The organism is Alteromonas sp. D210916BOD_24, from assembly GCF_047159385.1.
Taxonomy (GTDB): domain Bacteria; phylum Pseudomonadota; class Gammaproteobacteria; order Enterobacterales; family Alteromonadaceae; genus Alteromonas.
Window position 1 is genome coordinate 2,510,749 of record NZ_AP038333.1, and the last position, 20,607, is coordinate 2,531,355.

At 42.9% G+C, this 20,607-nt stretch carries 18 protein-coding genes; 6 read left to right on the plus strand and 12 right to left on the minus strand.

All coding sequences use genetic code 11. The features are described 5' to 3' along the window. Positions 1-50: 50 nt before the first annotated feature. Positions 51-1,481 carry a M20/M25/M40 family metallo-hydrolase gene (locus ACMCM8_RS10970; protein WP_412722662.1) on the plus strand — a complete coding sequence of 477 codons (1,431 nt, stop codon included), beginning with the start codon at positions 51-53 and terminating at the stop codon, positions 1,479-1,481. Between the two features lie 45 nt (positions 1,482-1,526). Here ACMCM8_RS10970 and ACMCM8_RS10975 read toward each other — a convergent pair whose 3' ends face one another. The 5 genes from ACMCM8_RS10975 to ACMCM8_RS10995 all read right to left on the minus strand — a co-directional run bounded on the left by ACMCM8_RS10975 (position 1,527) and on the right by ACMCM8_RS10995 (position 5,712). Further along, entirely contained in the window at positions 1,527-1,688 is a 162-nt protein-coding gene (locus ACMCM8_RS10975; RefSeq protein WP_412722663.1) for a hypothetical protein, read from the minus strand. A gap of 138 nt (positions 1,689-1,826) precedes the next feature. Next, complete coding sequence (gene cspE, locus ACMCM8_RS10980) at positions 1,827-2,039, minus strand: transcription antiterminator/RNA stability regulator CspE (protein WP_412722664.1); 213 nt, start codon at positions 2,037-2,039, stop codon at positions 1,827-1,829. Between the two features lie 446 nt (positions 2,040-2,485). Continuing rightward, positions 2,486-3,802, minus strand: coding sequence for a hypothetical protein (locus tag ACMCM8_RS10985; protein ID WP_412722665.1), 1,317 nt, complete (start codon positions 3,800-3,802; stop codon positions 2,486-2,488). Between the two features lie 131 nt (positions 3,803-3,933). Then, positions 3,934-4,419: a hypothetical protein gene (locus ACMCM8_RS10990; RefSeq protein ID WP_412722666.1), complete on the minus strand. Its 486-nt coding sequence runs from the start codon at positions 4,417-4,419 to the stop codon at positions 3,934-3,936. 132 nt (positions 4,420-4,551) lie between these two features. Further along, on the minus strand, positions 4,552-5,712 hold the full coding sequence (locus tag ACMCM8_RS10995; protein ID WP_412722667.1) for a hypothetical protein: 1,161 nt from the start codon (positions 5,710-5,712) through the stop codon (positions 4,552-4,554). Between the two features lie 709 nt (positions 5,713-6,421). On the opposite strand from ACMCM8_RS10995, the gene gloA reads away from it, so the two are divergent. Together gloA and glpQ are read left to right on the plus strand one after the other, a co-directional pair. Further along, on the plus strand, positions 6,422-6,814 hold the full coding sequence (gloA, locus tag ACMCM8_RS11000) for a lactoylglutathione lyase (RefSeq protein ID WP_412722668.1): 393 nt from the start codon (positions 6,422-6,424) through the stop codon (positions 6,812-6,814). Between the two features lie 24 nt (positions 6,815-6,838). Then, the gene (gene glpQ / locus ACMCM8_RS11005; protein WP_412722669.1) at positions 6,839-7,930 is read left to right on the plus strand and encodes a glycerophosphodiester phosphodiesterase; all 1,092 of its coding nucleotides are present in this window, start codon (positions 6,839-6,841) and stop codon (positions 7,928-7,930) included. Here glpQ and ACMCM8_RS11010 read toward each other — a convergent pair. Next, entirely contained in the window at positions 7,925-8,797 is an 873-nt protein-coding gene (locus ACMCM8_RS11010) for a flagellar protein MotY (RefSeq protein ID WP_412722670.1), read from the minus strand. The two genes, glpQ and ACMCM8_RS11010, sit on opposite strands and share 6 nt — an antisense overlap. Positions 8,798-9,116: 319 nt before the next feature. Here ACMCM8_RS11010 and rnt point away from each other — a divergent pair, with 319 nt between their 5' ends. Next, positions 9,117-9,749, plus strand: a complete 633-nt coding sequence (gene rnt, locus ACMCM8_RS11015) for a ribonuclease T (RefSeq protein ID WP_412722671.1) — start codon at positions 9,117-9,119, stop codon at positions 9,747-9,749. Between the two features lie 82 nt (positions 9,750-9,831). On the opposite strand, the gene ACMCM8_RS11020 is transcribed toward rnt, so the two are convergent. Then, on the minus strand, positions 9,832-10,437 hold the full coding sequence (locus ACMCM8_RS11020; protein WP_412722672.1) for a peroxiredoxin: 606 nt from the start codon (positions 10,435-10,437) through the stop codon (positions 9,832-9,834). 327 nt (positions 10,438-10,764) lie between these two features. Here ACMCM8_RS11020 and ACMCM8_RS11025 point away from each other — a divergent pair, with 327 nt between their 5' ends. Continuing rightward, positions 10,765-10,959: a bacterioferritin-associated ferredoxin gene (locus ACMCM8_RS11025; protein WP_412727692.1), complete on the plus strand. Its 195-nt coding sequence runs from the start codon at positions 10,765-10,767 to the stop codon at positions 10,957-10,959. A gap of 167 nt (positions 10,960-11,126) precedes the next feature. Here ACMCM8_RS11025 and ACMCM8_RS11030 read toward each other — a convergent pair whose 3' ends face one another. From ACMCM8_RS11030 to ACMCM8_RS11050, 5 genes are all read right to left on the minus strand, one after another. Next, positions 11,127-14,003, minus strand: a complete 2,877-nt coding sequence (locus ACMCM8_RS11030; protein ID WP_412722673.1) for a TonB-dependent receptor domain-containing protein — start codon at positions 14,001-14,003, stop codon at positions 11,127-11,129. 321 nt (positions 14,004-14,324) lie between these two features. Then, positions 14,325-15,371 (minus strand): FecR family protein, encoded by a 1,047-nt coding sequence (locus ACMCM8_RS11035; protein WP_412722674.1) that lies wholly within the window; start codon positions 15,369-15,371, stop codon positions 14,325-14,327. Position 15,372: 1 nt separating this feature from the next. Next, the gene (locus ACMCM8_RS11040; protein ID WP_412722675.1) at positions 15,373-15,933 is read right to left on the minus strand and encodes an RNA polymerase sigma factor; all 561 of its coding nucleotides are present in this window, start codon (positions 15,931-15,933) and stop codon (positions 15,373-15,375) included. Between the two features lie 246 nt (positions 15,934-16,179). Beyond that, positions 16,180-18,768 carry a TonB-dependent receptor plug domain-containing protein gene (locus ACMCM8_RS11045; RefSeq protein ID WP_412722676.1) on the minus strand — a complete coding sequence of 863 codons (2,589 nt, stop codon included), beginning with the start codon at positions 18,766-18,768 and terminating at the stop codon, positions 16,180-16,182. Positions 18,769-19,097: 329 nt separating this feature from the next. Further along, positions 19,098-19,448, minus strand: a complete 351-nt coding sequence (locus ACMCM8_RS11050) for a Grx4 family monothiol glutaredoxin (protein WP_412722677.1) — start codon at positions 19,446-19,448, stop codon at positions 19,098-19,100. 325 nt (positions 19,449-19,773) lie between these two features. On the opposite strand from ACMCM8_RS11050, the gene sodB reads away from it, so the two are divergent. Continuing rightward, positions 19,774-20,355 carry a superoxide dismutase [Fe] gene (gene sodB, locus ACMCM8_RS11055; protein ID WP_412722678.1) on the plus strand — a complete coding sequence of 194 codons (582 nt, stop codon included), beginning with the start codon at positions 19,774-19,776 and terminating at the stop codon, positions 20,353-20,355. Positions 20,356-20,607: the final 252 nt, after the last annotated feature.

Consider the following 20,607-nt stretch of genomic DNA (forward strand, 5'->3'; position numbering starts at 1 on the left):
TATGGGAAACGTTAGATGCGGATTGAATTACACGACTATTTGGAGAACTTATGTTTAGTGTCAATGCGGCAAAGGGCTTTGCGTTAAGCACCCTATTAAGCGTTTTAAGTTTTAACCTTATCGCCTCCCCTTCACCAATAACCCCAAATCAAAAACAACATGCAGAAATGCTGATAGATAACGCTTTAAATAGCGACCTGGGTTATCGTATTGTTGAGTCGTTGACCACAGAAATAGGCCCGCGATTGGGTGGTTCTGAAGCGGAACAGCGCGCCCGCGATTGGGGAGTAGCACTGGGAAAACAGTTGGGCTTTGACAGGGTTTCAATGGAGCCCTTCACTATGCCCTTTTGGGACAGAGGTCACTTACACATTGCATTAACATCGCCCTATACTCAGCCGCTATACGGTACAGCGTTGGGTGGCGCGGCGCCATCTGAAAAAGAAATTGATGCAGAAGTTGTGTACTTTAGAGATATTCATGCACTTACTGAAGTACAAGACAATGCTTTGGTAGGGAAAATTGCCTTTGTGGATGGCGATGCTATGGTAAAAAGTCAAACGGGCGCGGGCTATGGTCAAGCCAATCAGCGCCGTCGTATTGGCTGGCAGCACGCACAACGCGGCGGTGCACTAGCCCTTGTTGTGCGCTCAGTAGGCTCAGATTCCCACCGTTTTCCGCACTCGGGCATGATGAGCTCAGACAATGATAAATGGGCGGATATTCCGGTCATTGCCATTTCTAACCCTGATGCCGATCACCTTCGTCGATTGCATAATATTGGTAAGCCGCTGTCACTTGCGCTTCATTCCGAATCTAAATGGAAAGGAGAAGTTAGCAGTGGCAATGTGATCCTCGATCTCATTGGTAGCGAAAAACCCGAAGAAATTGTTTTGATTGGCGGACATTTAGATAGTTGGGATCTGGGCACTGGCGCCGTTGACGATGGCGCAGGTATCGCCATTACTACCGCTGCTGCTGCACTGATTGCCGCATTACCAGAGCGTCCCAAGCGCACTATTCGCGTGGTCATGTTCGGGGCTGAAGAAGTGGGACTGCTGGGCGCCTTTGCCTACGCTAAGGCCCACGAAAACGAACTGGATAATCACGTATTAGCCACCGAATCTGATTTTGGTGCGCAAACCATCTGGCAACTGGTATCGAACGTCAATCCCCACGCCACAGAGGTCGTTGATGAAATAGCTAAAATACTGTCGCCTTTGGGTATAGTTCGTGGTGGAGACGATATTGCCGGGGGTGGCCCTGACATTATTCCCCTTGCCGCTAAAGGGGTACCTACCATTCGACTGAACCAAAATGGTCATGACTATTTTGACTTACATCACACGCCAGACGACACGTTAGATAAAATTGATCCCGATGAGCTTGCGCAAAATATTGCAGCCTATGCCACGACCATCTACTTGTTGGCAGACAGTGATGTTGAATTGAAAAACAAGGTCGTTCAACGTAGTCAATAGCGTTTACTATGCAAGCGCTGGGTATGGTTTACCTACTCAGTGCTTTTAAAAACGCTGCAACAGCTCTAACACAAACGCTTTTGCTTCTAGCCTTGACTGAAAGGTAACAAGTCGCGCTTGATTGGCTTGTCTAAACGCCACTGCGTTTTTATTCGTCGAGATATGAGAGATCGATGCAATCTCAGATGGGAGTATATTGATTTCCATGTGTATTTTTATCACTTCTTAGGTGTTGTAATAGTTTTTTAAATTCCCTCGTATTGTGTAAAAGAAATTTGAAAACGAATTGACAGGCTCTTTGTGTTATTCAAAGAGCCTGTTAAGTGAATGGTTTAAGCTAAGTGCTTATCTCACCACTACATTAGCAGCTTGCGGGCCTTTTTGGCCTTGTTCTACTTCGAAGCTTACAGCTTGGCCTTCAGCAAGGGTTCTAAACCCTTCAGAAGCAATTGAGCGAAAATGTACAAATACATCTTTACCACCCGCTTCAGGCGTTAAAAAACCAAAACCTTTATCTTCGTTAAACCACTTAACTGTACCGTTGACAGAATTAGACATAATAATAACCTTTTTAAATTGATAGTAAGGTGAAAAACACCACAAAGCTCAAGATATAACCAAGCTAGTAACGCAAATGTATATCTAGATAAAGCTTCAATTTGAAGGAATAAAAGAGAGGTACAACGCAGTATTAGGTAAAGTGTAGAACATATCTAAAGCGAGGCATAATCTACAGGTAAACAATATGATTGTCCAATTATTTCGCGTTTATTTTTTAACCACCCTAAGCGTCATTCGGATTACATGGTAGTGGCTAGTGTACTTTACCGCGTGCAGCCCTTTACGTTAGAACACTTGCAGTAAAGTACGTGGTTCATCAGCTTAATTCCGCTTTAGACAAGGAGCGGACATTCAACGCCTCAATCAGAGGTAATAAAATAGTTGATTAAAATTAGCTACGCAGGAGCAAAAGCAACTGTTTTTTGTCCTGCTGAATTGATTTGTTATGCTTCTTTTTGCTCATCTTCACAAAGCAATTTTACTTCTTCTTGAATTACTCTGCGGCACATCCATTGTAGTTTATCCATAAGGCCTCGTTCGACGTAATTTAGTCTACTTTTACCGCCATGAACAATTTTAGATCTAACATCATAAATTTTTTGAAAGTCATCTAATATTTCGTTCCGTTGACTTTGGCTTGTACCTATTAAGTACGCACAACGGTTTCTTAATAATGTGCCTAGACCAACTTGTTCAGATGACGCCTTGTCACCTAATAGAATTTCAATTACTACAGTAGTTTGAACAAAGGAAAGCAATTCATTTTTACCACTAAAGCTTTCAAATAACCACTGACAGGCCAATAGCAATTTCTGTGTTTTAGCTTCATCTTCGCATGAAAAAACAGTGTTCATATCACTAAGTTTACGATTTACCCATGAAGCTTGTTTATCTTGAGTATCAAGGACGCCATCAAAATCATGGATTACAAGATCGTGAAAGGTGTCCGAAATATCATAATCTAACTCATGCTTTCCTTGCACTACCCAGTTTTCATTTTCTAGTTTATGAATGAAAAATTTTGCTTTTGTTGGAGTTGAACGATATTTAGCATTAATTTTAAAAAGTCTAAGTGCGATACCTAACCCGCAAAACGATTTTAATTTTTCAATCACTTGGGTATGAGTTTCATCAGGGCCATATTGACCAACAAAACCTTCACTTTTTATTTGGAGAAATGCGCCTTTGGAATTCCATGTATTCTCAGTGAATAACGAAAACAAACCTAAGCCACTTCCTGAAATTGACTGATCCCTTTTTTCAATTCCCGACTTCGGAGGATAAATTAATGAAAAGTCGTCGTCAGACTTTCGGATAGCTATACTTTCAGATATATCAAAGTTATCTAAGCTTTCTTGGAATAGCTTCGCAATATCACTATTCAATTCAATACTGAAAATATACTGCCAAGGTAGGCTGTCAAATTCATTAACCAATCGCCTAGCAACGTCGGCAGTATCTTGATAACCATCAATTTCTGTTAGTTTTGATAAAGGAATGTCTGAATCATATCCAAATTTTTCAGTTAACTCTCTAGACAAAGTGGCATAAATAAACTCAAAGACAGGAAGCTCACCTATAGCGCTTTGTAATGTTGATTTAATTCTTCCCGAAGTTGGTAAAATAGAATCTGCGCTAACTAAGTCAACACAAGACATTCGCTCAACAAACATCTTATTTTTAACGTCGATTTTCTCTAAACTGTCAGCAATGACTTCCACTAATCTTTCTTTGCATTTTTCATGAATATTTAATGACATGTAACGACCTTAGAATGGAAGCATAATAACGCTTCACATATGGGGCGCATACTTGCTGGCTAAACTTGCGCGAAGCGCCAGCCAGCGAGTATGCGTCCCAATGAGCGGAGCGAATGAATATAATGTGTTTGTTATATGCCATCTGGAAACAACCTCATACACTGTTTTAATAAATCAACAGAGAATTCGAAGTTTTCCTGTTGCCCTTGTATGCCATAGACCCATTTTTCACCATGGAAAAGATTGTTTCTGAAACGATAAATGATGATTAGGCAGATTAATAACAGTTCTTTAGGGTCCGAAATTTCACCTTTAAGAGCATTTTCAATCTTAATTTTTGTCTCTGGTCGTTTTATATTTAGATATTCAAAATGATAAGACTCTTGCCCATTTGGAAAATATCTTCGCTTAAAGTAATCGAGGGTATCTTCAAAAAAGACTTCATCTATTTCGATTTCAGCTAACTTTTCTTCTATTTTAGGGATGGATGCATTTCTATCGAGTTTTTTTGACTCGAAGATTGACCATGTCAAAGTAAACAATTCAATAGCACTGCGGTCGACGGCTGAAAGCTCTGCCAATTCTGGAGCGATATCCACTAATGCTGTAAATTCCATCTAAATTACCCTAGGCATATAACGCCTCGTTAAGAGACAAAAAATGGTTGGCTAAAATTAGCGACGAAGGAGCAAAAGCCAACTGTTTTTTGTCCTTTTAAACGACTTGTTAAGTGCCATTTAGCTTCCATTCTATTTGAAAGCATATAGTGAATACACAACAGTTAAAATTGCAGGTATTACAATTTTCACAATTGATAGAAATTTTTGTAATTTCGTAAATGCTTTTGTTCTTTCATCAGAAGCTTCAGGGAAAGACTTAAAGAATAATCTATATGATATTTTACGAACAAAGCCGAGCAACTCATTTGAGAAGAACATTACGAGCATAGTTCCAGTAACAGCTTTGGGCAAAAATACAGAAATATCCTGAAAAGTTAGACCGTACCATATAAAACTTAAGGCAGAGAAAGTAATTAGATAAGTTAATGCTGACGTCAATATTATTGATCTAGCATCTTTTTTTGCTTCACCCTTGGATATTTCATCCATCACTTTTTTGTACTTTTCAGGGTCTTCTTTTTCTAAGTTTGAGACTTTATCGTAGTTACTAAAATCCACTTCTGGCATTGGCATTTGAATGATTGAAACTAACCAAGAAAAAATAATGGATGATAATGCAAAAATAATTACGAAAGTATTAATGAAGCCGGATGATGCTGGATTAATGTATACATCATAAATAACTACAACTTGAATGAAAAAAGACGCTAAGACTAAAGTAATTAATATTAAGATAAGTATTAGTGCAATAGCGGCTGCCAGAAACACAGAGAAACCGTGCTCACTAACTTTTTCACCTTTAGCCATTTTTTTGAATAATGCATCCGCAGGATAATCTATCCATTGATGTTTATAGAAATCTCGGACAGTTTCATCTGGAGCAATTTTGGCTATGCACTCTTTAATTAAAGCACTAATGTAACTTTTATACGCCGTTACAAGTGCCGATATAGGTGTGATTACTGCGGCAATAAATAATATAAACTCTTTATAATATCCTAGGTTTTTAAAACTATAACCAAGTATTCTTAGCTCAACACCTTGAGAGTTTTGAGCTGAATATAGTGAAATCATTACGAGAGAATAAAAAATAACAAGCTTCATCATTAAAGAATTTAATCTTGCTTCTTTCTCTGTTAATTTTTCTAGGTATTCCTTTCCAAAGAACTTTTCAAAGTTATCTCCTTCATTGATAACTTCTCTGAAACTATCAATCCTTCTTGTTAGATTTGATTTCCAAGTTGTTTTTTCAAATTGTTTTAAATCATCATGTTCTGACAAAGATGACATGGGTAAATCCTTTTGAGATACGCCATTATTGATAAGGCACTTAACATTTAAATGAAGCGGACCCTAAGAACCGCTTATTAATTTTTATCATATCGGGCTATCCCCCCGCTATCCTTTGCTGTGACTGCGCTGGCGTCACTTTTACTATTTTGCGAACCTATTTATATGCGAACAACACTTCGCATATAAATATATCACTATTGGCATAGTATAGCTTTAAGCAGCTTAGTCATACACTTAGGCGTTCGCAAAACTGGTAAGTGAAAATTAAAGCGAATACATGAAATGACTGTCGGGCCGAACGGCAGCTTCTCGTACATTGCAGCCCCACGAGCTTGGTACAGGGACTCAAAATAACAGAATTAGCCTACTGTTCTGTTTTTTACGACTTCAGCTTTGGAGAAAAGCGAATAGTTGACGCCGGCCTTGTCCAAAAATCAAGACATCGCCTCTATGATCATGTAACTATTGCCGCTCCCCTTCCAACAACCCCGCCGATTAAAAATAGACAACATGGGTTTGTGGGGGTTTTAATACCCTCCCCTGCGGCGCTATAACCGCAAACGTAATGTTTTACTCAACTATCAGACAAAATCAGACATATTGGTGATCCTGTCTTAAAGCGTTAACATTCTTATATTAACCTAGGGCTTGTTGATAATCAGAGTAACGTTCAGCAAGCCCTTCAAGCTATCAATAGGAGTTTGTTATGCGAATGCTTCACACCATGTTACGCGTCGAAAATTTAGAAGCGTCTCTTCATTTTTACACGTCCCTGATGGGGATGCGTTTACTTAGACGCTCAGAGAATACTGAATACGAATATACGCTAGCATTTGTCGGTTACGGCGATGAAAGTGACTCTACCGTATTAGAACTCACTTACAACTGGGGTGACAACACCTACGAAAAAGGCAACGCCTATGGCCATATCGCAATTGAAGTTGACGATATTTATGGCTTCTGTGAACAGCTTGAGGCGAATGGTGCAGACGTGTACAGAAAACCGGGGCCGGTTAAAGGCGGAACCACTGTTATTGCCTTTGTGCGCGACCCAGACGGTTACGCCATCGAGCTTATTCAAAACAAGTCTTTAAGTTAACACCCAAAAACAAGTTTAAGGGGTATGACCGTGATTTTTCTATTTAACGTTCGCATGACCAAACGACGTGTATTGCCGTTTGCTGCTTTGGCACTGGGTGCGTTATCCAGCTTAATTACGGTTAACGCCTGGGCAACCACTGGCGAAGCCAAACACAACCCAGGCTTTGCGATAATTGCCCATCGTGGGGCTTCCGGATACTTACCTGAACACACCCTTGAAGCGGCGACACTGGCGTATGCACAACACCCTGATTTTATCGAGCAGGACGTGGTCATTACTAAAGACAACGTGCCTATTGTGCTGCACGACATTCACTTAGACACTGTGTCGAACGTGCAAACACTATATCCTCAGCGAAAGCGACAGGACGGGCGCTTTTACGCCCGCGACTTTACTTTAGATGAGCTTAGACAGCTTACTTTGCACGAGCGCACCGACCTTAAAGGAAAACAGGTGTTTGCCCATCGTTATACCGGGCGTCAGGCTAACTTCAAAATTGCCACGTTAGCGGAACATTTTGAACTGATCAGCGAGCTCAATCGACAGTTTAACCAACACATAGGTGTTTACCCCGAAGTGAAATCGCCTGCATTTCACCTTGAGGAGGGTGTCGACGCCAGTCGCATCGTGATTGAAACGTTAAACCAATATGGTTTTGGTGGTGCACATGGTAACAGTTATCTGCAGTGTTTCGACTTTTCTGAAATCAAGCGCATAAGAGAGCAATTAGACTACACCGGCAAACTCGTCATGCTAATCGGCGAAAATAGTTGGGAAGAAAGTGATACTGACTACAACTGGCTTCGCACTGCGCAAGGTATGCAACAGGTAAGTGTGTATGCCGATGGCATTGGCCCCTGGATTGGACATCTGTTTGACAAAGCTGAGTTGGAAAAAGGCAACATAGCAGCTGCGTCCTGGGTGAAGTTCGCCCATGACCAACAACTTAGTATTCACCCCTATACCTACCGACACGATGTATTGCCACAAGGCATGGACAGTGCACATTTACTCAACAATTTAGCTGAAGTAATTAAAGCCAGTGGCGTATTTACCGATCATGTGCCCCCAGTTTCGCAGTGGCGCACTCAGCACAGTCACAGTGACTTATGACTTAGAAAGTCGTACTACCACACGTCTGTTTTGAGCGCGATTTTCGCGAGTGTCATTAGGTGCGACATGACGCTTTTCACCGTGTCCGGTGATCGCGATGCGCTCTTCAGGCACCCCAAGAGAGTTCAGATATACCTTTACTTCATTAGCCCGTTGAATGGACAACTGTTCGTTATTCCATCGCCCGCCATAACTGTCCGTATAGCCATCAAGTAGTACCAGCTCCAGTTCGGCATCTTCTTTCAGATACTCGCCAATCATGGTTAAACGCTTTTGTGAGTATTTGGTCAATTCAGTGCTGTTGTTTTGATAGGACAGAACCGTGTAGGAAATGTCGTCGAAACTATACGGTAGAAGATTCGACACGCACTGCACGAAGTCGCGATAAACACCGGCAAAGTTACTGGCGTTTAACGCGACACTGACTTTGTCATATTGGTTATACCAATCTTGGTAGTAAATGGTCGGCCAAAACCCTTTTTCAAGCTCGGATAACATGCTCCACGCAGCGTCTTGTGGCAAATCTCCGTCGTATTGTTTGCGAAGCGTCATATCGGCTATGGGTTTGGGGGCTTTGCCCGGCATCCATTTAGGCGGTACAGAATACACAGCAGCAATATCAAAGCGATTTGGCAGTAAATGCATATCCAGCTCAAATTCCATGTTGAGCTGCTTGGATGCAACACTACTAAACATGGCCTCACCGTAGCCCGGTAGTGCGTGGTTTAACGAGCATTGTAAACGGGAGTTATTCTTTATCTCCCACGTAGAGCTTTCTATAGTGGCAGAGTATTGTCTCATAGCAGCATTGGCTGACAGCGACCCCAATAGTCCGACTAAAACTATAAATTTTAATTTCGACACCATAGTAAAGACCTAGATGGATTGTAAAAGACGAAGCCACAAGCGTTAAGCGCTATAGGTTAATTTATAATATCGTCTGATCTTCTGAAAAGTTTAGTATTTAATAACGGGCGATGTCGAGCTTTTCCTCATTCTTTATCAATAACACAAAGGCACACTGTCATGTGCGAGTAGCGGCGCAAAATAGCGAGGTTGAAAAATGGTCACCACAAAATGAAACTGGCAAGTGAACAACATCCTTGCGATAATCCCCTATTCAATTGGTTGTCGCAGCACCTAACAACGACAACTCATCTTTGCAAAATTGTTTACTAGAGAGTTTATGTCTTCCAAACCGCCCCTTCTCTCACAGCGCTTTAGAGGGTACTTTCCCGTTGTTATCGATGTTGAAACCGCTGGCTTTAATGCCAATACCGATGCACTTCTGGAATTGGCCGCCGTTACCATAAAGATGGATGAAAACGGGGATATCCACCCAGATCAGACTTTTCACTATCACATTGAACCGTTTGAAGGTGCTAATTTAGAGCCTGCGGCACTCGAATTTAACGGAATTAACCCCCATTGTGCCCTTCGAGGCGCAATTTTAGAAAGCGAAGCGATGAAAGATTTGTGCAAAGGCATTCGCAAAGCGCAGAAAAATGAAGACTGTCAACGATCTGTGATTGTGGCACACAACTCCACTTTCGATCAAAGCTTCGTCAATGCGGCTATTACCCGCTGTAATATTAAGCGCACGCCATTTCATCCTTTTGTGTCATTCGATACCACCAGCCTGGCAGGATTGGCGCTAGGTCAAACGGTATTAGTAAAAGCGTGCAGAGCCGCTGGCATTGCGTTTGACCAGAACGAAGCGCACAGCGCACTGTACGACGCGCAAAAAACCACGGAACTGTTTTGCTATATGGTGAATCGATACAAAGCCCTTGGCGGTTGGCCTTTGTCTGAAGGCTAGAAATTGTTAGATATATGCAATGTCAAAGATACGGATAAAAAAACAGCGCCAACGGCGCTGTTTTTTTAGATAGTGGGGCTGATTAAAGCTTGTCTGCTTCTTCAGATAGGTACTTTGCTACACCTTCAGGTGATGCATCCATACCCGCTTTGCCTTCAGTCCAACCAGCTGGACACACTTCGCCGTGCTCTTGGTGGAATGCCAACGCATCAACCATACGTAGCATTTCGTCTACGTTACGGCCAAGTGGTAGATCGTTTACAACCTGATGACGCACCATACCTTCTTCATCGATAAGGAAAGAACCGCGGAAAGCAACGCCATCTTCTGGGTGCTCAACATCGTACGCCTGGCAAATGTCGTGTTTCACGTCAGCAACCAAGGTGTACTTAACTGGGCCAATACCGCCTTGGTTTACTGGTGTATTTCTCCACGCGTTGTGAGAGAACTGAGAATCGATTGATACACCAATTACTTCTACGCCACGCTTTTTAAATTCATCAAAACGCTTGTCGAAAGCGATTAGCTCTGATGGGCATACGAAAGTGAAATCTAGTGGATAGAAAAATACAACGGCTTTTTTACCTTTAATTGCTTCACTTAGTGTGAACGAATCAACGATTTCGCCACTACCTAGTACCGCTGCTGCTGTGAAATCTGGCGCTGGACGGCCTACTAATACACTCATGAGTCTCTCCATTTTAGATTGGATTGTAATAATTGAAGTAGCCATATTGCACAACTACTTATAAATAAATTGCTTTGAGCCTTGTAAGATAGGTACTAAAAACTAAATAGCAACCATAGTAGTGCGCTTTTTTTACTGTTCGTACCATTAATGAACAGCTTCACCGGTATCAAGTTAAAAACCTTACAAGATAAGAAGACATCCTTGCTTGTTAAATCACGTAAATTCCTGCGCAGCTGCTTTCAAACTTTAAATAAAATGATCTTTGCTTGCCAAAGTAACGAATAACAACTATTATCATTTACAGATTCATTTGGAGTACGTTTGATGTTTGTATGTATGTGTTACGGGGTGACGGATAAAACTATTCGTGCGGCCGTAGAAAATCACGGTGTAGGTAACATACGAGAACTGCGTCAGCATCTTGAACTCGGCTCTCAATGCGGCAAGTGCATTCACATGGCACAGGACATTATTGACCAAACCATCATCGACGAAAGTTTGTTTAAAGACGTCGGATAATTTTTCCACTTTGTATTATGTTTTAACGGATAAACTGCATATTACTACCCACATCTAATTGTACTTTTTCCATTGCCCGCGTTATCCACACACTTCTGTACTTAACGCTACACCGTATTACCCCTACACCGCCTCTTGTTCCCATTCCCCATATTAGGATTCTAGTGTCAATCTAACACGTGCTCGATACCCAGGTAATAAAACGCACCGTTAATACCTCCGGGAGAGGTTGGCGGGTACAATGCACCAACCTCACCTTTGAAAGGATTGACATCAGGTAGTGCATCAAACAGGTTTTGCGCACCGACAACCATCTTAGTAGTAGGCAGAAACTGCCAGGCGGCCTGAGCATCAAATGTGGTCAACGCCCCACCATAAACATCCATACCAGCAGAGGCATCCAGGTGATCTTCATAAAATTTTCCGTAGTAGTTTACACGCCAGGTAAACGCCCAGTTTTGGTTGACCTGTTCCAGCGTCACGGTGCCGCGATGTGCAGGTAAATTGTCTTCTAACATGCGAATACGAGCAGAGGTAAGGTTAGGAAGAAGTTGCATTTCTCCGTCTACATAAGCGGTATACCGAGTCACTCGCTCTACCTGAGTGTCTGTCCAATTATACGCCATTAGCAACGTGTTGCGCCAAGTACCACTGTCAAACCCATAGTTTACCACCAAGTCCACCCCTTGAGTTTTGGTATCAAAGTCATTGGTGAAGTATTTGGCAGCGTTGTATTTAACCGCATCAGTACGCCCCTGTGCTATCAATGACGCAATATCCTCGTCGGTTAGTGGAATTGCTGACGTGGTGCTGATTCTATCGGAAAGGCGAATATTGAAGTAATCTAAAGTGGCAAAGAAATGGTCATTCAGTTGCATGACTGCGCCAAAACTGAAGTTAACCGACTCTTCGGGCGTTAAGGGCGTAGCACCTAACTGTATAGAAATGAGATCTGTGGGCGGTAACGTAGCCTGGTCTTCTAATCCGTTTGCACTGTAAGCCGTGGTTACGTTAATGACATTACTTTGCCCTACGGTCGGCGCTTTAAACCCCGTATTTACCGAGCCGCGTAGCGCAAAATGCTCGGTAAACTTGTACCGAGTACTCAACTTTCCATCAAAAGTTGAACCAAAATCAGTGAAATGTTCTACACGGGTGGCCACGCCAAACTGCCACGCATCAGAGAGATAAAATTCTAGGTCAGCGTAGAGCGCCCAGTTGTTTCTACTCCAGTGGCCAGCTGATTGTGGTTGATAGCCAGGAAAGCCGTTAGAGCCAATAGAAAAGCCTTGATTTAAGCCTCTGGGGGGCTCCAGCGCAAACGGACCGGCCACATATGATGCGACATCACCCGCTTTTTGAAAATACGTTTCTTTTCGCCACTCTGCGCCTACTGCAATACTGACAGGATCATCAAAAACCGTTTGAATCAACTTCGTCAAATCCACATTAAATGTGCGCTCTACTTGTGACACACTGCCTGGAGAAAATGTGGTAGGGGTTTGGGGCCCCAGTGATGGATTAACCGTGTTTGACAGTGTATAGGCAATATCACTATAACCAAGTGATGCACTAGCATCCAACGCCCAGCCATTGCTCAACTCAGTTTTTATACCCATAGAAACCGAGCCATCGGTAATAGTGCCCCCGAATTTAGGGGTGAATCCACCGGGAAACCATTCAGTAAAAGCGAAACAATTAGCGCCTAGAGCGGTGCTATTGTCCGCAATGAGTAAATAGTTTGGATCATTAAGAACATTGCGTTCATCAAGGGTAATTGAAGGACAGGCAATCCCATATTCTAATCCGTCTAAATCGGCAACGATTAGACGTCGCTCACCAGTTTCAGGATCGGTTCGGCTAAATACTCCCTCTCTGGATTGAGGATTGCGAAAATAAAAACCGCCGTTGATCTCCCGACGCGCAGCTGTCGCAAAGCCATACCACTTAGATGATTCGGATAAATCAACTCCGGAATTAAGTGCCAGTTTAATGTCCTCCCCCACATCAAGTGCTCCCCATATTTGTGCGGGATCAGCAACGAAATTATTACCACTGGCTATTAGCGCCAGCGCATCGTCGCGTTGTACCGAACGAGAAGTGCCATTTTGCTGTCGGTACTCTGCCGTTGCATTCAGAAAGCCTGTGTCCCCTAGGCCTATACCTTTGTTCAGCTGAAATTGGACAAGTTCCCCATCCCCTTCGCTGTAACCACCCAGCTTCAATGCGACACTGCCTCCCTCTCTGGCGTCCTTTAATACAAAGTTGATAACGCCGGCAATGGCGTCTGAGCCGTATTGTGCAGAAGCGCCATCTCGCAACACTTCCACTTGCTGCAATGCATAAGCTGGAATAACGGATATATCTGGTCCCTGAGCACCATCAGACAACCCCCCACCCAAAAATGTGATTACCGCAGAGCGATGCCGACGCTTACCGTTAAGTAACAATAAAGTATGATCTGACGACATCCCCCGTAAGTTAGCGGGTCTCACCAAACTGCTGGCGTCATTTATCGGCTGATCATTGACGTTTAATGAAGGAACCATAACGCTAAGCATGGATAACACATCGGAATTTCCCTGCGAACTTAACGCATCAGAACCAATAATATCCAGCGGTACGGGCGACTCTACAACACTTCGTGGGCTGCTACGAGTCCCAACGACAGCGATTCGTTCAAGGCTATTCCCAGTATCTTCAGTTTTGTCTTCCACCACTTGTTCTCGGGGTACGTTATCTGTCAGAGATGCCCGCGAACGTATACTCAGCACACCCCGTTCGTCAGTAACCACGGCGAGTTCCGTTCCCTCTAACAGAAACTGGAGTGCCTGATTTAAGGTATAACTGCCATTCAACGCGTTGGTTTTGACTGTTTTTGCTAAATCAAAAGGAAATAGCAGTGTGGTATTGGCTTGTTTGGCCAGCTCAGTAAGCGCTTCGTTAGCATTTTGCGCTGGAATGGAAAAGCGGTAAGCACTTTTGCTGGAAGGGGGATTCGGCGTTTCGGCTTGTCCTTTATTTTCTGCTTGGGCAAACGCCATTGAGGAAAAAGAGCAAACGAATGTATAACACAAGATTGTTAGCACCAGAGATCGCAGCGAAACTCCCTTGCCTATCTTTGTTGTCAGGTGAGATGAAGGCGTGACAATATGTGCCTCACTCCCTGTGATGTGCGGCGTAATTGACTTGTTTGTAGGTTGCCTGCTTTTCGCAAAATTGCTGTGCTGCAAGATAGATTATCGATGTATTTTTATTTTAATTATATTGTCATAATAAATATTATGATGCCAACTGAGTTAAGCCCCACCTCAGGCTAACTCGTTACTGCTTGGTCAACGTAACTTAACGTCTTGCTTGGTAAATTAACTTCTTACCACTTTAAGTTCTATGCTCGTTTCAGTTACTCGCTGATGGTCGATATTGAAGCTACTTTTCAGCGCAGAAAGCAATCCATCAATATCACCTACTTTAAAGTATCCAGCCACGCGGCGCTTCTTAAGTGAATCATCAGAAATATTAAAGCGCACAGGTGTATAACGCCCAATTTCCGCCAGTACCTCTTCTAATGGTTCACCCTTAAATACAATCATGCCTTGCTGCCACGCTAAGTCGTCATCTATGTCGTTTTGAGAAAGGTTTTCTCTCTCTTCCACCTTACCTTGAACTGTGGCTTTCTCGCCTGCAAACATCAACAAGCCTTCTTCGGTAATCGGCTTTTTACCGAACAAAGAATCATTAGATGTGGCTCTGAATCTATCCTTCACCAATACTTTGCCCTCAGTAACCACCAATTCAAATGCATTGTCATCGACATATTGCATATTAAACGCAGTTCCCACAGCCGTTACCGTATTGTTGCCCGCAGTCACCGAAAAAGGACGAAGCTTGTCATGAGCGACTTCAAAATGTGCTTCGCCTTTAAGTAGAACGATGTTCCGTTCATTTGCAGAAAAGTCCACAGTCACGATGGAGTTAGTATTGAGGTGAAGCTTTGACCCATCGGCCAAAATCACATTTTTCTGCTCACCCACACCGGTTTGGACTTTTTCACTGATGGCCGCTATTTGCGGCGCTGACTCAAACCACGTCCGCTGCACGATAGCACTAAGCGCGACAGTCAATACCAGAAAGGTCGCAGCAATCCCCCACAGGGCCTGCTTGCTTTTACTCTTTGCCGCCTGTCTTGACTGCGGCTGAGGAAACAGGCCGCTTAATTCATTAAGTACCGACATGTCGTCCCACAAACTCGCTGAATCAAGTAGCGCCTGGCGATGGGCATTGCTTTCACTTAACCATTCATCGAGTGCAACTTTTTCTTGGTCGTCCAACCCACGATCAAGACGGCTAATCCACAAGCAAGCTAGCTCTTGGATATCTTCTTTACTTGAAAACTGACGAATATTATTCATGTTAACTACGGCTTATGTCCTGAGTCGCATTCGCTGTGGCACGGGGTGATGCATCTTCTTTTGATAGCTCGGCTAAATACCGTGAGCACATCAACAAACCTTTGGCGACATGCTTTTCGACAGTACTTTCACTTAGCCCCACAAGTTCAGCAATTTCTTTTTGTCGCATGCCATACACTTTTTTGAGTAAAAATACGCGCTTAACATCTGCAGATAAAGTATCTGTTGCGCGGCAAAAATGAATAAAACGCTCTTTACTCTCAACGTTTTTTTCTAAACTGTGCCCGACCAATTCGTAAGGCAAAATATCCATGTCATCCAGTGGCTGTTTGTTTTTATTTTCTGCTTTTGCCACATGGTTTAGCGCTAAATTTCGCGCGGTTTTGAGCATATAAGTACGCTCATATTGTATTTCTTGTTTTAACTCAGCCTCGTAGCTTTTAATAAAAGCTTCTTGGACTATGTCTTCAATGTCGTCGGCGCCTACAATAGAACCTACCGCACGCATTAGCTTGGAGCGGTATTTTAAAAAGGTTTCTGCTACTGTCGACTTTTTGGTCATAATTTTAAACGTTGTGTGTTTCGATTTGCTTACAAATGTATTAATCCGCTTCGTTCTTCGCAGACTTTTCTAGCACAAAAGTGCAACCACGTAGAAAGTACGAACAAGCTCAATAATGCCTACTTTATTCCACTTTACCACGCCTTTGTAAAAACCACCTCTAAATAACTGAAAAAGGGGGCAAATTGCCCCCTGATTTGTCACATGAAGTGCAATGTACTTTCTTTAAAACAGGCTTATAACCTTTTAGAAAGTGTACACACCTCTTAGGTAGTAGAAACCACCATTGATACCAATCGGAGAGGTTGTAGGATATGCTGAACCTGCAATCTCTGCGTATGTGATACCACCTGCATCAGTATTGTTTTCGTCAGGGTACTCATCAAAAGCGTTCTTCGCACCCACTGTCACCGTGAATTCTTCAGTAACGTTATATGCTACTTCTAAATCAACAGTAATCTCAGAGCTGATTTTTTCAATAGGCAGAGCTGAATCCAAGTGATCTTCGAAAATACTACCGTAATAGTTCAGACGCGCTAAGAAGCGCCAATCACCATTGGTATGATTCGCGGTTGCACTATAACGTACCGCAGGCAAGTTATCTTCAAGCATACGGATGCGGTAGTCAGAGATGTTGTCTGACGCACGATCTACTTCGGTAGATGTCCAGTTGTACGCAAGTGAGAACTTGGTTTCGCCGCCCATCATTTCCATTGCATAGTTTGCTACTACATCTAAACCTTCAGTGGTAGTGTCGAAATCGTTGGTAAAGAAGCTAATTTCCGAGAAACTAGACGCATCGTTTATGCCTTGTGCAAGCAGTGTCGCGATATCTTCTTCTGTCAACGCAATACCTGAAGCGGTACTGATGCGATCAGTCAGTTCAATATTGTAGTAATCAGCAGTAATGAACAACCCGTTGTCGAAATCTGCGACTACACCAAAGGTGATACTCTTAGACTCTTCTGGCGTTAGCTGCTCGCCGCCTTTCAACTGAGATACAGGATCTGTTGGTGGTAGGGTCGCACGGTCAATAAGCTGACCACCAGTACCAAACGCAGTAGTTACGTTACGTACGTTACTCTGACCAAGTGTTGGCGCTTTAAAGCCCGTTGAGAAAGCACCACGGAACGCGATGTTATCAAGTGCCTGCCAACGGAAAGCAATCTTACCTTTGGTGGTATCACCAAAATCAGAAAAGTCTTCGTAGCGTAGCGCACCTGCTAGCATAAAGCTTTCAGTTATATACGCTTCCGCGTCAATGTAGAACGCGATGTTATTGCGGGACACTCGGCCTTGGCTATTGGCCGCCAAGCCAGGGAAACCATTTGAGCCAATGCCAAAGCCTTGTGTCGCCAACGGACCTATTTCATAAGACGCAGTATCACCTGCGAAGCTTTCATAACTTTCATTGCGATATTGGAAACCGGTTGCCACAAACAGTGGCTCATGAAAACCAACATCGAAAGGTTTTGTAAAGTCGATATCAAGTGTTTGTTCTGACTGAGTGTAACGACCTGGGCTGAACTCGAAAGGCGTATCAGGGCCCATAGATGGGTTGATTGTATTGCTAATCGCAAAATCAACTTCATTTTGACCTAGATTTAAACTTACGTCATACGTGATATCGTTATCCAACTCGCCTTTCGTTCCAAAGACAAGTGACATATCGGTAACCGTTCCACCGAAACGCGGTGTAAAACCACCAGGAAGAATTTCATTGAATGCAAAGCAATCAGGGTTATTTAGCACTTCGTTGATGTAACGTGGGTTTTCTAAAACATTATCACCAACAACAATGTCTGTCGGACAATTACCCGACATATCGCCAGTTAGGTCACCAACAAGTAGCAACTGTTCGCCATCTTCATTGGTACCACCGTCGTTCACACCACCGCGGTTGTGCGGGTTACGGAAGTAAAAACCGCCTTCCACTTCACGTTCGGCATAGTTACCAAACATATAGGCTTCAGCAGTGTTAGACAGTTCAAGTCCAAGGTTGGCAAACAATTTAATGTCGTGCTTGATCTCAGGCGACCCCCAAATTTGGGCAGGATCGGCTACATAAGTATTGCCAGCAGCAATAAGACCAGCTGCATCAGCGCGCTGTACACTGCGAGAGGTATCATCAGCTGTGCGGTATTCCGCAGATAGATTGATAAAGCCTTTATCAGACAAAGGCATACCTACGTTACCTGAAAGCTGGATCATATCGCCATCGCCTTCATAGTAAGAGCCGTAACGAGCTTCAAACATCCCGCCTTCAGAGGCATCGTTTAGCACGAAGTTAATAACACCGGCGATAGCATCAGAACCATATTGCGCAGCGGCACCGTCGCGAAGTACTTCTACTTGCTTTAATGCGGCTGCAGGGATAACTGAAATATCAGGGCCTTGTGCACCGTCTGAAAGGCCACCGCCTAAGAATGTAATAACCGCAGAACGGTGACGACGTTTGCCATTCACAAGTACTAGGGTGTGGTCAGAAGCCATGCCACGCAGGTTAGCGGGACGAACTAACGTAGAAGCATCGTTAATTGGCTGGTCGTTAACGTTAAAAGACGGCACGACAGTTTGCATCATAGATACCATATCTGTGGCACCCTGCTGCTTAAACTCTTCATCTGAAATAATATCAATAGGTACCGCAGAGTCCGCGACTGAGCGTGGTGCCGCCCGTGAGCCTACGACAGCAATTTGTTCAACATCTTCTGCTTTAACACTTTTTTCTGCTTCCTGAGCAAAAACTGGTGCTGTAGCCATTACTGAAAACGCAGCTGATGCAGCTAATACGCCACGTACGTTTTTGGTCAATAAAGACAAGGTTGTATTCATGGTGGATTCCCGGATGTTCTCTTAGCCACTTTCAGCGTTGATGACACATAAAAAAAGCCGCTAGAGTAGTTGTTATTTTATACCTTCAACACTGACGTCATTTGGGTCAGCTGAGTTTTTTATAAAGCGCAAGGTATTAAAAAACAAACCTTTTTCGACAAAATAAAAATATTTTTTCAATCCATAGAGGATTTTAATTTCTCGTTTGTCTATATAGTTTTTAAGGGGATGAAAGCGGGTGTATTTGAGGCTTTTTTAATAAAAAAAGCCGACTTATAGCCGGCTTTTTAATCGAGTTTTACAAAGCTGTGTTTTTACTTATGTAAGTATTATTCAGCGTTTTTGTATTTTGCTGCGGTGTCTTTAATAAGTGGTTGCAGTTCATTTTGTTGAAACATCTCAATGATGATATCGCATCCACCCACTAACTCACCTTCTACCCAAAGCTGAGGGAATGTTGGCCAGTTTGCATACTTTGGCAATTCAGCGCGAATATCTGGGTTTTGAAGGATGTCAACGTACGCAAATGGTTCACCACAAGACATCAACGCTTGCGAGGCTTGTGAAGAAAAGCCACAACTTGGCAATTTTGGAGAACCTTTCATATATAAAAGAATAGGGTTTTCTTCAATCTGCTGCTTAATTCTATCTAGCGTGGATTGGTTTTCAGTATTATCCATTTGATTCCTCTGAGCACAAAAGTGTATTCCCCTAAAATGGGAATGCCTGAATGATTTATCAAGGTTCACAATAGCATAAATTTACTTTCAAATGACCCTATGGTTGTTGATCTTTTCACGATAGAAACGCCTATCTATTGGAGCTGATCACTAATTGAAAAAAAATTCACATTTTTGTCATTGAGTTATAGGACTTTATCCCCACATTTGGGATATGCTTTAGAATCTAAAGTACAAGTGAGAACCACGTCGCTTCTTACACTCGGTGAACAGGCTACATGAGTGTACTTTAGTAAAAAAATACTCAACCAACATGGAGACCGTCATGGCTTTTGAATTACCAGCATTACCATACGAAAAAAATGCATTAGAACCACATATTTCTGCCGAAACGCTTGAGTACCATTACGGCAAGCATCACGCTACTTATGTCACTAAGCTAAATGGCCTAGTTGAAGGTACTGATATGGAAAACAAAAGCTTAGAAGAAATTATTAAATCTTCTGACGGCGGTGTTTTCAACAATGCAGCTCAGGTGTGGAATCACACGTTTTACTGGCACTGCCTAAGCCCGAATGGCGGTGGCGAACCTACTGGTGCACTTGCTGACGCAATCAATGCTAAGTGGGGCTCATTTGCAGACTTCCAAGCGGCTTTCAACGACAAAGCAGTAAACAACTTTGGCTCAAGCTGGACATGGTTAGTAAAAACGGCAGACGGTAGCCTAGACATCGTTAATACAAGCAACGCTGAAACACCAATCTCTGGTGATGACTTAACGCCTGTACTTACCGTTGATCTTTGGGAACACGCTTATTACATTGATTATCGCAATGCCCGTCCAAAATACCTGGAAAACTTCTGGGCATTGGTTAACTGGGAATTCGCAAACAGCAACTTTGCATAATCAAATAACCGTGTTAGATATTGCTGCCTAGCACAAAGATTACGCAAATTTAATGACTCAAAAAAGCCTCGTTTCTTCGAGGCTTTTTTTCATATTTGCAGTCGTTAATCCTTAATCGCTTCCCACCATAGCGTGTTTTTCTCGGGCCATTACACACCCTTTTTGACGTCTACGCGTATGCGATAATTTACCAAGTGATACGACGCTTTACGGTATACTTTTTCTAAATACCGACTATGCTCAAAATACGGG